The sequence below is a fragment of the Tundrisphaera lichenicola genome (assembly GCF_051175385.1).
Lineage (GTDB): Bacteria > Planctomycetota > Planctomycetia > Isosphaerales > Isosphaeraceae > Tundrisphaera > Tundrisphaera lichenicola.
The window spans coordinates 6,800,811-6,813,898 of the sequence record NZ_CP195106.1 but is presented as its reverse complement, the minus strand read 5'-3'; the positions used below and the strand labels follow the sequence as shown (position 1 = coordinate 6,813,898).

The window sequence follows — 13,088 nt, the reverse complement described above, 5'->3', positions numbered from 1 at the left end:
AGGCTACCAAACATGGCCGGGAACGTGATGGAATTTACCGACGCCAACTGGGGGTCGGAAGTGATCGAGTCGGAAGTCCCCGTCATGGTCGACTTCTGGGCTCCCTGGTGTGGACCCTGCCGGATGCTGGCACCGACCATCGAAAAGCTGGCCGGCGAGCTCACCGGTAAGGTCAAGATTGGCAAAATGAATACCGACGAGAATCAGGACACCCCGGGTGGCCTGCGGATCTCGGCCATCCCCACCGTCCTGATCTTCCAAGGTGGCAAGGAGGTCGACCGTCTGGTCGGCGTCAATACCGAGGCCAAGTTCAAGACCGCCCTGTCCAAGCTCGGCGTTTCTTGATCCCAACTCGCGTCAAAGTCAAGGTCTGCGGCCTGACCGAAGTCCGGAACGCCCTGGCCTGCGTCGCGGCCGGGGCCGACTGGATCGGCCTGAATTTCCACCCGCCCTCGCCCCGATTCATCGGCCTGGACCGAGGGGCCGAGATCGCCTCGGCCCTCCATGGCAAGGCGGTCGCGGTCGGCCTCTTCGTCGATCGGCCGATCGACAAGTTGATCGACCTTCTCGGAGATCTTCCGGGGCTCGGGGTGGTCCAACTCCACGGCGACGAGGATGTGGGTTATCTCGAACGGCTCGCGAGAGCGCTCCCGTTGCTGAAGGTGGTCCGAGCCTTTCGGCTCCCGGACCCCGCCTCGATCGACCGGATGGCTGACTACATCCGCGAGGCCGAGGCCCGATCCTGCGCCCCCCATGCCATCCTGGTCGACGCCCATGTCGCCGGACGCCTGGGCGGGACGGGCCATTCCATCACCCCCGATCTCCTCGACCTGCTCCCCACTCATCCCCGCCTGATTCTCGCCGGTGGCCTGACCCCCGATAACGTGGCCGATCGCGTCCGGCGCGTCCGCCCCTGGATGGTGGATGTCGCCAGCGGCGTCGAATCGTCCCCGGGATACAAAGATCCGGACCAGGTGGCCGATTTCATCGGGGCCGCGCAGGATATTTCGAATAATCCGTATTAACACGCGCGTGCTCGCGTCGATACAGTCGCCCTGTCGGGGCGCGGCCCAGGTCGCGATCCCGAGACGATCGGGCGGATGAGAAGGCGGCGAGGTGGGGGGCGCAGGATGGCCGTCTGGCCCTCCGTGGTTTATTGATCGAGGAGATTCCCAACTTGACGACCATGGCTGCGGGTGATGTGAAGGATCCGGCACTGGCCTCCGTCGGCTATCAGCGAATCCTCTGGGCGGAACGGGACATGCCCGTCCTCCGCGCGATCCGAGATCGGTTCGAGGTTGAGAAACCGCTGGCCGGGCTCCGGATGTCCGCCTGCCTGCACGTGACGTCGGAGACCGCCAACCTCGCCCGGACCCTCCAGGCCGGGGGCGCCGACCTCGTCCTGGTCGCTTCCAATCCGCTGTCGACCCAGGATGACGTCGCGGCCAGCCTGGTCAACGACTTCAACATCCCGGTCTTCGCCATCAAGGGCGAGGACGAGTCGAGCTACTATCGGCACATCGCCGCGGCCCTGAAACATCGGCCGCACGTGACGATGGACGACGGGGCCGACCTCGTCAGCGCGATGACATTCATCGCCCTGGATCGGCTCACGGATCTCCACGAAGAGGTCCGCAACTGGGCTTCCACGCTCTCAGCCGAGGAGCGGGCCGACCTGGTCGGCAACGTCGTGGCCAGCATGGAAGAGACCACCACCGGGGTCATCCGGCTCCGCGCGATGGAGAAGGAAGGGGTCTTGAAGCTGCCGGTGATCGCCGTCAACGACGCGATGACCAAGCACTTCTTCGACAACCGCTACGGGACCGGCCAGAGCACCCTGGACGGCGTGATCCGCGCCACCGACATGCTGATCGCCGGCAAAAGGGTGGTCGTCGCCGGTTACGGCTGGTGTGGCAAAGGCGTCGCCATGCGGGCCAAGGGCCTGGGCGCGCATGTGATCGTCACCGAGGTCGCCCCGATCCGGGCCCTCGAAGCGGCGATGGACGGATTCGAGGTCATGGACATGGCCAAGGCCGCCCCGATTGGCGACCTCTTCATCACCGTGACAGGCAACATCCACGTCATCCGGGCCGAGCACTTCACCGCCATGAAAGATGGCGTGATGGTCTGCAACTCGGGCCACTTCAACGTCGAACTCGCCCTCGACCAGCTCGCCGAGGCCGCCTCGTCCTGCAACAAGGGCGTCCGCGAGTTTGTCGACGAGTACGTCCTGGGCGATGGCCATCGGGTTTATATCCTCGGCGAAGGCCGCCTGATCAACCTGGCCGCCGCCCATGGCCACCCGGCCAGCGTGATGGACATGAGCTTCGCCGCCCAGGCCATGGCCACCGAGTGGTCGCTCCATATGAAGGGCCAGCTCGCCCACAAGGTCTACAAAGTACCCAAGGAAGTCGACCAGTGGGTCTCCACGCTCAAGCTCCAGAGCATGGGGATCAACATCGATACGCTCACCAACGAGCAGGCGAAGTACCTCGAAAGCTGGGAAATGGGCACTTGATTGCCCGGTATTGGGCTCTTGCCTGATCGATCTCCCGGCCATGGGAGCGATCCCGCCCGAAGCCTCCGGCCCGTTCGCTGGTCGGGGGAACCTTGGGCCGCTCACGCTGCGGGATTGCCCAGACAAAGCTCGATCCGCTAAAATCCCCGCTGATTTGATCCTCGTTTGGGATTCCGCGTCCCCCCCCGCGGCCTGACGAACTTCTCGAGACAGGACGGACGGCCTCGCCCATGCCCGACATCCGCCCCTTCCGCGGCATCCGATACGATATGGCACAGGTCGGCGCGATGTCCGACGTCGTCGCTCCGCCGTACGACGTCGTCGATTCCTCGCTCCAGGACCGGCTTTACGACGCCTCCCCCTACAACATCATCCGCCTCGAATTGAATCGCGAGGAAGCGGGAGATACCCCCGAGTCGAACCGCTACACCCGCGCGGCTCGTTTCCTCAAGGAATGGCTCCGATCCGGAGTCCTCCGGGAAGACCCGCATCCCGCCTACTACGTCTATCACCAGACCTTCGAGGTCGAAGGGCAGACGTATACCCGCAAGGGGTTCCTGGCCCGGGTCCGGCTCGAGCCGTTCGGCGAGGGGAAGATTTATCCCCACGAGCAGACCCTTTCCGGCCCCAAGGCCGACCGTCTGGCCCTCTTCAACGCGACCAAATACAACCTCAGCCCGATCTTCGGCCTCTACCCCGACGACGATAACGAGGTCATCCGGCTCGCCGAGACCGGGATCATCGACAAGACCCCTCAGGAAGCGACCGATCACCTGGGCGTCGTCAATCGGCTCTGGGAAGTCCAGGACCCGAAGACGATCACCGCGTTGCAGGGCCTGATGGGCCCCCGCCCCGTCTTCATCGCCGACGGTCACCACCGATACGAGACCGGCGTCAAGTTCCGCGACGACCTGGCCGCCTCGGGCGAGCTTTCCGGCCCCGAGGACCCGGCCAACTTCTGCATGATGATGCTGGTCGGGATGAGCGACCCCGGGCTGATCATCCAGCCGACCCACCGGCTGGTCCGCGGTTTCGTCGGCCTGACCTCCGAGACCCTCGCCGCGAGGCTCGCGCCCGAGTTCATCATCAGCCCGGCCGGCGAGGGCGAGGAAGGTTGCCGGAACGCCTGGGATATCATCGAGATCGGCGGCGAGCAGGATACCCTGGGCTTCGGGACCCTCGAAGATGGCCGATGGTTCACGGCCAAGCTCCGGAACACCCAACGGATGGACGCCCTGACCCCCGACCGCAGCCCCGAATGGCGGTCGCTGGGCGTGAGCATCCTCCACGAACTCGTCCTCAAGGACCTGATCGGCAAGATCGGCTCGGCCGCTTGCACCTACGTCCACCGGATCGACGAAGTCCTCGCCAGCCTGGCCCAGGAGGGATGCGATCTGGCCTGCCTCGTCCCGCCCGCCGGGATGGAGCATGTCGAGGCGATCGCCTCGAATCTCGAGAAGATGCCGCCCAAGAGCACCTATTTCTATCCCAAACTCCTCAGCGGCCTGGTCCTCAACCCGATTCGCTGACATCGGGTAGGTTGGAGTCGAGCGGAGTGAGGCCCCCAGCGGAACATCTCGCTGGTGGGCCTCACTTCGCTCCAGGGTCACCCCATAAGCTCATAGCCGAGAAGGAACCATGTTCGACAACCGCTGGGACAACTGGGCGGGCGACTTCTCCGAATCGTTCGGCGTGGGACTTCTCGACCCATCCGTGCGCGATTTCGTTCCCGATATCCTGACCCACTTCGGCAACGCCGTCCGCAAGATCGACCGGGGGTTCCCCGATGAGGTCGCTTCGGGCACCTTCGCCACGGTCCTCTCCGAGGTGATGCCCCGGCTTTCCCTGCCCGACGACGCTCGGCCTCACGTGCCGGATGTCATCGCCCGATTCCTGGAATATCTCCAGGAGAGCGGACGGGTGGGCGAGGGTTCGGACTGGGCCGCGCAGGTTCGCGTGATCGCACGCTCTTATCGGGATCGGCTCAAGCCCGACGGGGGCGTCAAGGGCGTGACGATCCGCAAGCCGGCCGATGCCAGCCCGGTCGGCCGAAACGACCCTTGCCCGTGCGGCTCGGGCAAGAAATACAAGAAGTGCTGCCTCGCGGGGGCCTGACCGGAGGGCCGTGGATCGCTGTCTTCCTTCGAAATGGCCGAGGGCCTGGACTCCCGATCGGGTGCCCAGGTCCACGTTTGTTCGAAGGGTGGCGTCGCGGTCGCTAGATCGAAGGCCCGCCACCGATGGCCTTCCGGCCGAAGATGAGCGAGAGCACGAAGAGGACCAGGAACACCATGGCGAACAGGTAAGCGATGTTGGCCGAGGTGCCGGCCGCGCCGGAGAATCCGAGGATCGAGGCGATCACGGCGATAATCGCGAAGGTTACGGCCCAGCGAAGCATGGGAATACTCCTGAACGTCCGAAGACGGTGGAAAAGGGTGCAAAGTCACCGCGACGAGTCGCCTCGAAGCGGTCGGATTTAGCGGGAGCGGAGGGCCAGGCCGACAACCAGGCCGGCCACCAGGCCGACGCCGAAGGCCGCGGCGACGGACTGCGTGGGATTGTGCCGGACCACGTCCGAGGCGGCGTCGAGCCGCTCGCGGGCCTGATCGGACAGGTTTCCATACTGATCGCGGAAACGGTCCCCGGCCTGGGAGGCGAAGTTGCCGACGGCCCCGGCCGCGGCCGCGATCGCCGAGGATCCTTGCGAGGTCAGTTCGCCGAGATACTTCTCGATCGCCTCACGCCCCTCGCCGGTCTTCTGCTGGATCTTGCCGACGAGCTGGTCGATGTTACCGCCGTGGATCTGGAGGTCGTCATCGGTCAACTGACCCCACTTCTCCTTGACCTGGCCCCGGAGCTTGGTCCACTGGCCCTGCAGTTCCTGAGCGTTGATGGCCATCGTTTGCATCTCCCTGGTATCTTTCGTTCCACCGACCCCTCGGCCGGTCGCTGGGATATTCTCATCGCAATCGCAATGCCAAAGTCTCGAATCTTCTCGATATGAAAATTATGTGGAAGTGCAAAAAAAGACGCCCTCCGAATGACGGAGGGCGTCTTGAGGCGAAGAGTGTCGTCGTCTCGATTACTTGGGCTCGGCGGTGACGGGCGGGGGATTGTCGCCCGACTTCTCGACGGTGGTCTTGCTCTCGATCTTGGTCGATCCCTCGGGAGTCGTGATCTCTTCCGTCTTCTTGGCGGTGGACGTATCGTCGCAGCCGACCAGGCCGAAGAGAGCGAACGAGCTCAACACCAGGGCGGAGGCCAGGAAACGCTTCATGGGTGGGATCCTTGGGTCGTGCAAGTGTCCGACGATTCGCCTCAACGCTTGAGGTGGTCGTAATACTAACTTCGAGTGTTTGATGAAAGCAACCGACGTGCCGTTCGTCGGGAATTTCGGCCAATCTGTTTGGCCGCCGACCGGCCCACGCTACCTCGAACTCTTGGGAGACTCGGCACGACCATTGCACTGGGATTCGGGTCGTCGGGGCTCTCGGCGGTTTCGAGCGGCCCCATCTCCATCCGTCCAATTTCCCCGAAGCTCAGGAGCCGCTCCGATGGCGAACAACAGACGAGGCGATGGTCAGAATGCGGGCGGAGGTTCGGCCCAGGGTGCGCAGAACCAGGTCCGGAACGCCGCCCATCAGGTCCAGCAAGGGGCCGAGCAGCTCGGTCAACGGATTCACGAAGGCTATGACACGGCCCGAGAGTCGGCCGTTCATCAATATCGCCAGGCGGAGGGGACCGTCGCCCGCAACCCGGGGTCTTCGGTCCTGATCGGCCTGGGTGTTGGCTTCGGGCTCGGGCTGGTCCTCAGCTCGATGCTGACCCGACGCGAGGAAACCTGGGCCGAGAAGTATCTCCCGGAATCGCTCCAGGACGTGCCCGACCGCTACAGGAGCCTGGTCTCGTCGTTGAAGACGCTCCCCAGGTCGGTCCACGACCATTTGCCGGCTTCCATCGCCAGGCACCTGGGCTGATCCCGGGCGGCCCGAGGGCGAACGATCAGGCCGCGCCGATCCGATCGGTGCGGCCTTCTTCGTCGACCCCGGCCCCGATCAACCGCCGAGCTTCGGGAGCGGGGCGGTCCCGTCGCCGATCGCAGGCGTGGCCACCCCGACCCGTTCGAGCATCGACAGATAGAGGTTGTTCAAGGGCGTATTCGCGGGATAGACGAGATGTCGGCTCGGCCGGATCGTCCCACCGGCCTTGCCGGCCACGAGAATCGGCAGGTCGTCGTGGTTGTGGCGGTCGCCGTCGCTGAGCCCGCTCCCGTAGACGATCATCGAGTGATCCAGGACCGTCCCTTCCCCCTCTCGGATCGAGCGGAGTTTCTCCAGGAAATAGGCGAATTGCTCGATGTGGTAGGTGTTGATCTTCTTGATCTTCGCCAGCTTCTCCGGGTCCTTCCCGTGGTGCGAGAGGTCGTGGTGCCCCTCGGGCACGCCGATGAACTTGTAGCTCTTGCCGCTGGCCTCATTGGCGAAGGCGAAGGTCGCGATCCGGGTCGAGTCGGCCTGGAAGGCCAGCGCCAGCACGTCGAACATCAGCCGGATGTGCTCGCGGTTGTCCTCGGGGACGCCCGCCGGACGAGGCACCCCCTTCAGGTCGATCTCGACCGCCTGATCGACCCGGTTCATCCGGCCTTCCAGCTCACGGACCGAGGTGAGGTATTCGTCGACCTTCTGGCGGTCGGCCTGCCCGAGCTTGCCCTGGAGCCTTCGGGCATCCTCGGCCACGAAGTCGAGGACGCTCTTGCGGTACTTCTCCCGCCTGGCTCGGGCCTCGGCCGACTCGTGACTGAGCTGGTCGCCGAAGAGGCGTTCGAAGGCGGCCTTCGGGTTGACCTCCTTGGCCATCGGGGTCGAGGCCGATCGCCAGGAAATGTTCGAGGAATAGGCGCAGCTGTAGCCCGAGTCGCAATCGCCCGATTGTGCCCCCCGGTCGATCCCCAGCTCGATCGAGGGGAGCCGGGTCGCCCCGCCGATCCGCTGGGCCGCGAACTGGTCGACCGAGACCCCGGCCTGGATCCCCAGGCCGGATGTCTTCCTGGGGTGGACCCCGGTCAGGAAGCTGGCCATCGACCGGGCATGGTCGCCCGGCCCGTCGCCGTGGGACCGGCCCCCGTCCTGCGTCAGTCCGGTCAGGACCAGTAGGTCGTCCTTGAAGGGGTCGAGCGGTTGGAGGATCTCGGGCATCGCCCCGAGTGCGCCGGGGGCGGCGGGCGTCCAGTCGGGCATGTTGACGCCGTTCGGGACGTACAGGAACGCCATCCGCCGGGGGCTGGCGGCCGCCGAAGCCCCCCGGACAACCGGGGTCATCGCCTCCAGCCAGGGGAGGGCGACCGCGGTTCCCAGGCCCCTCAGGACGGTCCGTCGCGAGATCGGCTTCATGGCGATACGCTCCCTTCGACGCCCCGCTTCTGGAACGGGGCGCTGTGGACGATCCCCGAGATCAGCCTGGAGAACCGGCCGCCGTCGCGGATCGTCCGGTTGGCGATCTCCTCGACGACGCACTGGTCGGTCTCGGTCAGGCCTCGTCCCAGGGCGTAGGTCAGCATCTTCTCGGTCAGGCAGACGGTGAATGGCTTGAGCTTGGTAAGCAGGACCGCCTTGAGTTCGACCGGCCCGTTGAAGGTCTCGCCGTTGGGCAGCGTGCCCGAGGCGTCGACCGGGCGCTGGCCGTCCTGGTCACGCCAGGAGCCCACGGCGTCGAAGTTCTCCAGGGCGAAGCCCAGGGGGTCCATCTTGGCGTGACAGTTGGCGCAATTGGGGTCGGCCCGATGCCGTTCCAGGCGAGTTCGGATGGTCTCCTGCTCGGCCTCCGGCTTGTCGCCATCGTTGTCGGGGAGGTCGGCGATTCCCGGCGGGGGAGGCGGCGGGGGAGTCCCGAGGATCTCCTCCAGGATGTACTTCCCACGCTTCACGGGCGAGGTCCGGGTCGGGTTCGAGCTGACGGTCAGGACCGAGGCCATCGTCACGATCCCACCGCGCCGGGGGTCGCTCAGCGAGACCCGACGGAATTCATTCCCGGTCACGCCGGCAATCCCGTAGTGCTTGGCCAGTCGCTCATTCAGATAGGTGTAGTCGGCGTGTAGGAAGTCGGAGAGCGGGCGATCGTCGTGGACGACGGCGGCGAAGAAGCGTTCGACCTCGCGCTTCATGGCGTGGCGGAGGGGCTCGTCGAAGGTCTGGAACCGGCCCCGGTCGGGGTTGGCCAGCGCGAGCTTCCGGGTCTGGAGCCACTGGCCGGAGAAGTTCTCGACGAATTCCCGGGCCTTGGGGCTCTTGAGCATCCGGGCCACCTGGGCGTCGAGGTTCTTCCCTTCCCTGAGACGATTCTTGGAGGCCAGCTCGATGAGTTCATCGTCCGGCATGCTGCTCCAGAGGAAGTACGAGAGCCGGGAGGCCAGTTCCAGGTCGGTCAGGGCACGGGGGGCTCCGGGCCGGTTCTCCAGCTCGACCCGGAACAGGAAGTGGGGCGAGACCAGCACGGCCTGCACGGCGACCTGGATCCCCCGTTCGAATCGCTCGCCGTCCTTCATGACCAGCTCGACCAGGCCGACCAGGCGTTTAACCTCGTTGGGGGTGGCCGGTCGCCGGAAGGCCCGCGTGGCGAACTTCGCCATGATCTCGCGGGCAACCTCGTTCTCATTCCGGTGATTTGGCCGCCGGAAGATGATCTTCCGATGGGAGTCGGGGAGGTCGTTCGGCAGGCTGTAGAGAGGCCCGACGACTTCCAGCGACTCGACGGCCAGGTTCCGGTCCCGATGTGAGGGGTCGGGGAAGTCGGGGAACCAGGCGTCATTGGTGAAGGCGACCTCGAACCGATTCGCTTTCCCTTTGACCTTCACCTTCGCCTCGAAGATGGCCGGGGCATTCTCCTCGGCCTTGACCTCGAAGGCCTGGGCGGTCTTGCCGTCGATCCGGAATTCCATCCTGGGCAAATCTTTGCCCGCCTGCTGGCCGAAGGCGCGGGCCCGCAGGATATAAGTCCCGCCCCGGGGGAAGGCCCCATCAACCCCGACCTCGGCATTGGTGGCCATCAGCCAGAAGCCCGAGCCTCCGTGAACCCCGCCACTTCCTTCGGCGGCGATGGCCGGAGCCTGCCAACGGTGGGTGGCTCCGTGGGGATCGTTGTCGGCCAGGATGGCTTCCTGGGCGATGGCCTCGGCGGCCGTCAGGTACTTCTCCAATAAGAGCGGCGGCAGGGTCAGCACGTCGCCGATGTTGTCGAAGCCGTAACCCACGTCGTCGGAAGGGAAATCGTCGGCCGGTCGGAAGTCGATGCCGACCAGGTCGCGGATCGTGTTGTTGTATTCCTCGCGATTGAGCCGGCGGAGCGTGACCCGGCCGGGGTCCTGCGCGATCTCGCAGCTCGCCTTCGAGGTGACGCTCTGGAGATAGTGGACGACCACCTTCAATTCCGCCTCGGTCGGCTGCGGTTTCCCCTCGGGCGGCATGGCCCCGGCCTCGACGTTCTCCAGGACCTTCCGCCAGGTCTTGGGGTTGCGGACGAGCGATGCCTCGTCCGGGAACTTCGCCAGATTGAAGTTCCCCTTCTCCTTCACCGGGCCATGACACTCGGCGCAGTATTTCACCAGGATCGGGGCGACCTGGGCGGGGAAGGCCGATGACGAATCCTGGGCCGAGGCCGCAGGGCCGACCGTGATCAGGGCCGCGCAGAGCCAGGGCGTGAGTCGCATCATCGCGGTCATGGCGAGGTTGGCCTCGAAGGACGGCGGGTGGCGGGCGGGGAGCGAGCGGGTGAGGGCCGGGTTGTTTCTCTTTCCTTTAACTTATCTCAAACCGGACCGGATTGTTAGACAGATTCCCCGGAGTAGGATTAGCGGCCTCGTCCCCGGGCCGAGGCCCAGGCAAAGGCCCGTTCCACCAGGCGGTCGGCGATCGAGTCATCCGGGCCGAAGGTCTCGGTCGGTCGACCTACGCGGACGAGGTGGATGACGTGACGCCCCTCGCGGACGGTCCGGAGGTCGTTGGCTACGGTCAGGTCGGCCCGGTTGACCTGGCCGGCCTGCTCGGCCCGGCGGATCAATTCGGCCTCGGTTGCGTTCGAAAGGAGTTTGAAGCCAACGAGATACGTCGAGGGAGACCAGTCGCGGACCGACTCGATCACCTTGGGGAGCCTCCGGCATCGGAGGTCCAGGGTCTCGGAGTCGGAGGAGACCTTGCCCGAGTGCGGGACCGGGGCGAAGTCGGAGGCGGCCATCGCCAGGAAAGCGACGTCGATCGAGTGTTCGCGGAGGAGCCGTTCCAGGGTCGCCGAATACTCGGCGACGGTCCCCTCGGCTAGGGGGACCGATTGGCAACGGTCGCGGACCTCGAGCCAGCAGTCGCGGAGTTCCTGGAGCCGCTTGAACTCGGCCGAGGGTTCGGGGGTTTCGAGGTCGAATTTCGCCAGGCGGTCGAAGGGCCGGAGGGCTCCCGGGGCGTGGAGGTGCCAGACCCGGGCCCCCCGGGCCAGCGCGGCCTCGGCGATCATGGCCCCGAATCGGCCGGTGGAGGCGTTCGCGATATGCCGAACGTCATCGATCGGCGCCATCGTCCCGCCGGCAGTCACCACCACGTTCATCGCCATGCCCTTGCATCCCTGGTCGGTCGCCGATAGCCTTCGAAGGACCCCCCGCAGGCCCGTCTCGATCGCCGTTCCCTCTCAACATCCACCCTCGCCGTCGAGTGGCCACCAAATCATGGCAACCACCCTCCCGATCGACCCGGCCGCCCGCGAACTCTTCGAGGAGATGGCGCGATGGCCGATCTTCGACCCGCACTCGCACATCGACGCCCACCGGCCCGCCGCCCGGAACCTCGATGAAGTCCTGGGCTACCACTACTATACCGAACTCGCTCACTCGGCGGGGATGCCGGCCGACCGGGTCGACCCCGCCCTCTCCCCCCGCGAACGGGCCCGGAACCTCTCGGTTTACCTCGACCGGATCGACAACACAGTCCAGTATTCCTGGCTCCTCGAGATCGCCCGGACCTTCCACGAATTTCCCCACGACCGGATCACGCCCGAGAACATCGACGACCTCTACGACCGGGCCGAGCGAGATCCCGAGAGTCATATCTGGGATCACGAGGTCTGGGACCGGACCCAACTGGAAGCCGTCTTCCTGACCAACGACTTCGACGACCCCCTCGAAGGCTGGGACACCCGGAAGTACGTCCCCTGCCTCCGGACCGATGACCTGGTCTTGAAGCTCCATCTGCCCTCGACCGTCGAGCGGCTCCGGGCCTCGACCGGCGTCGACGTCATCGATTACGACTCGCTCCGCCAGGCGATCGGAGTGATCTTCGAGCGGTTCGTGAAGAAGGGGGCCAGGGCCTGCGCGATCAGCCTGCCGCCCGACTTCGCCCCCCGGCTCTCGACCCCCAAGCGGGCCGTGACGCCAATCCGCAGGGCGTTGCACCAGATGGACTTCCGAGCGGACGAACACGACGAGGTCCGACAGGTCGTCTTCTGGACGATCGCCGAGTTCTGCGCCGAGTTCCAGCTGCCCTTCGACCTGATGATCGGTCCGGTTCGGAACGTCTACCCGGCCGGGGTGGCGGGGGGGCGCGACCTCTTCGACCGCCGGGTCAGCCTCTACGACTACCGAGAGCTGTTTAATCACTTCGCCGGGGTGACCTTCCCGGTCTCCACCCTCTCCCCCGACGCCGGGGCCGAGCTGGTGGCTTATTCCTGGATCTTCCCCAACGTCGTGCCCAACGGCCACTGGTGGTACTCGAACATTCCCGCCTTCATCGCCGAGGACCTGAAGGCGAGGCTCCAGGCGGTGCCCAAGGTCAAGCAGATCGGCTACTACTCCGACGCCTACAAGCTCGAATTCGTCCTGCCCAAGTTCAACATGTACCGGAAGATCCTGGCCGAGACCCTGGCCGAGGACGCCATCCGTCGCCGGAAGTGGTCGCCCGACCGGGCCCTGGAACTCGCCCGGCTGGTGCTGCTGGAGAACCCCCGGCGGATCTTCGGCCGGGATGTATAAGGATCAAAACTCCAATCTTGTCGGGTGGCGTCGAGCGCGGCGAGGCCCACCCGACCGGCGTGGTAGGCCTCGTTGCGCTTGACGCCGCCCGACCAACCCCGAGGTCTGGATCGTGAAGTCGACCACTGAATACCTGACCTTCAATCTCCCCGAGCGGATGGCGTTCCTGAACATCACCCCGAGACTGGAGCAAATCGTCCAGAAAAGCGGGGTCCAGGAAGGCCTACTCCTCTGCAACGCCATGCACATTACGGCGTCGGTGTTCATCAACGACGACGAACCCGGCCTGCACGAGGACTACAAGGCGTGGCTGGAAGGGCTCGCCCCCTTCGACCCATCGTCCCAGAGGTACAAGCACAACCGGACCGGCGAGGACAACGCCGACGCCCACATGAAACGCCAGGTCATGGGGCGGGAGGTCGTCATCGCCATCACCAAGGGGAAATTGGACTTCGGACCCTGGGAGCAGGTCTTCTACGGCGAGTTCGACGGGCGACGACCCAAGCGAGTGCTGGTCAAGGTGATTGGGGAATAGGTTCGGGTCCTGGAGCGATCGGCAAACCA

At 65.5% G+C, this 13,088-nt stretch carries 14 protein-coding genes; 8 read left to right on the top strand and 6 right to left on the bottom strand.

The annotated features are described in order from the left end of the window. The first annotated feature begins 12 nt into the window (after window positions 1–12). The 5 genes from trxA (at window position 13) to P12x_RS27065 (ending at window position 4,633) form a co-directional block, all read left to right on the top strand. Window positions 13–345, top strand: a complete 333-nt coding sequence (gene trxA, locus P12x_RS27085; RefSeq protein WP_435008143.1) for a thioredoxin — start codon at window positions 13–15, stop codon at window positions 343–345. Beyond that, window positions 342–1,025: a phosphoribosylanthranilate isomerase gene (locus P12x_RS27080; protein WP_435008142.1), complete on the top strand. Its 684-nt coding sequence runs from the start codon at window positions 342–344 to the stop codon at window positions 1,023–1,025. The genes trxA and P12x_RS27080 overlap by 4 nt, the downstream gene beginning before the upstream one ends. A 161-nt stretch (window positions 1,026–1,186) precedes the next feature. Then, a complete protein-coding gene (gene ahcY / locus P12x_RS27075) occupies window positions 1,187–2,518 on the top strand; it encodes an adenosylhomocysteinase (protein ID WP_435011733.1) in 1,332 nt (443 codons plus the stop codon). A gap of 230 nt (window positions 2,519–2,748) precedes the next feature. Beyond that, window positions 2,749–4,047, top strand: a complete 1,299-nt coding sequence (locus tag P12x_RS27070) for a DUF1015 domain-containing protein (protein ID WP_435008141.1) — start codon at window positions 2,749–2,751, stop codon at window positions 4,045–4,047. Between the two features lie 109 nt (window positions 4,048–4,156). Then, window positions 4,157–4,633 carry an SEC-C metal-binding domain-containing protein gene (locus tag P12x_RS27065; protein WP_435008140.1) on the top strand — a complete coding sequence of 159 codons (477 nt, stop codon included), beginning with the start codon at window positions 4,157–4,159 and terminating at the stop codon, window positions 4,631–4,633. A 103-nt stretch (window positions 4,634–4,736) separates the two neighbouring features. Here the strand turns inward: P12x_RS27065 and P12x_RS27060 are convergent, their stop codons facing one another. From P12x_RS27060 to P12x_RS27050, 3 genes are all read right to left on the bottom strand, one after another. Further along, window positions 4,737–4,916, bottom strand: coding sequence for a DUF1328 domain-containing protein (locus P12x_RS27060; protein ID WP_435008139.1), 180 nt, complete (start codon window positions 4,914–4,916; stop codon window positions 4,737–4,739). 78 nt (window positions 4,917–4,994) lie between these two features. Next, a complete protein-coding gene (locus P12x_RS27055) occupies window positions 4,995–5,417 on the bottom strand; it encodes a CsbD family protein (protein WP_435008138.1) in 423 nt (140 codons plus the stop codon). A 183-nt stretch (window positions 5,418–5,600) separates the two neighbouring features. Then, window positions 5,601–5,795, bottom strand: a complete 195-nt coding sequence (locus P12x_RS27050; protein ID WP_435008137.1) for a hypothetical protein — start codon at window positions 5,793–5,795, stop codon at window positions 5,601–5,603. A gap of 277 nt (window positions 5,796–6,072) precedes the next feature. On the opposite strand from P12x_RS27050, the gene P12x_RS27045 reads away from it, so the two are divergent. Beyond that, window positions 6,073–6,495, top strand: coding sequence for a hypothetical protein (locus P12x_RS27045; protein ID WP_435008136.1), 423 nt, complete (start codon window positions 6,073–6,075; stop codon window positions 6,493–6,495). A gap of 78 nt (window positions 6,496–6,573) precedes the next feature. Here P12x_RS27045 and P12x_RS27040 read toward each other — a convergent pair whose 3' ends face one another. The 3 genes from P12x_RS27040 to P12x_RS27030 all read right to left on the bottom strand — a co-directional run bounded on the left by P12x_RS27040 (window position 6,574) and on the right by P12x_RS27030 (window position 11,113). Next, window positions 6,574–7,908, bottom strand: a complete 1,335-nt coding sequence (locus tag P12x_RS27040) for a DUF1552 domain-containing protein (protein ID WP_435008135.1) — start codon at window positions 7,906–7,908, stop codon at window positions 6,574–6,576. After that, window positions 7,905–10,232 carry a DUF1592 domain-containing protein gene (locus P12x_RS27035; RefSeq protein ID WP_435008134.1) on the bottom strand — a complete coding sequence of 776 codons (2,328 nt, stop codon included), beginning with the start codon at window positions 10,230–10,232 and terminating at the stop codon, window positions 7,905–7,907. Before P12x_RS27035 ends, P12x_RS27040 begins: the two co-directional genes overlap by 4 nt. Window positions 10,233–10,360: 128 nt before the next feature. Next, a complete protein-coding gene (locus tag P12x_RS27030; RefSeq protein WP_435008133.1) occupies window positions 10,361–11,113 on the bottom strand; it encodes a phosphopantothenoylcysteine decarboxylase domain-containing protein in 753 nt (250 codons plus the stop codon). A 112-nt stretch (window positions 11,114–11,225) separates the two neighbouring features. On the opposite strand from P12x_RS27030, the gene P12x_RS27025 reads away from it, so the two are divergent. Further along, window positions 11,226–12,524: a glucuronate isomerase gene (locus P12x_RS27025; protein ID WP_435008132.1), complete on the top strand. Its 1,299-nt coding sequence runs from the start codon at window positions 11,226–11,228 to the stop codon at window positions 12,522–12,524. Between the two features lie 112 nt (window positions 12,525–12,636). Next, window positions 12,637–13,059, top strand: coding sequence for a secondary thiamine-phosphate synthase enzyme YjbQ (locus P12x_RS27020; protein ID WP_435008131.1), 423 nt, complete (start codon window positions 12,637–12,639; stop codon window positions 13,057–13,059). Window positions 13,060–13,088: the final 29 nt, after the last annotated feature.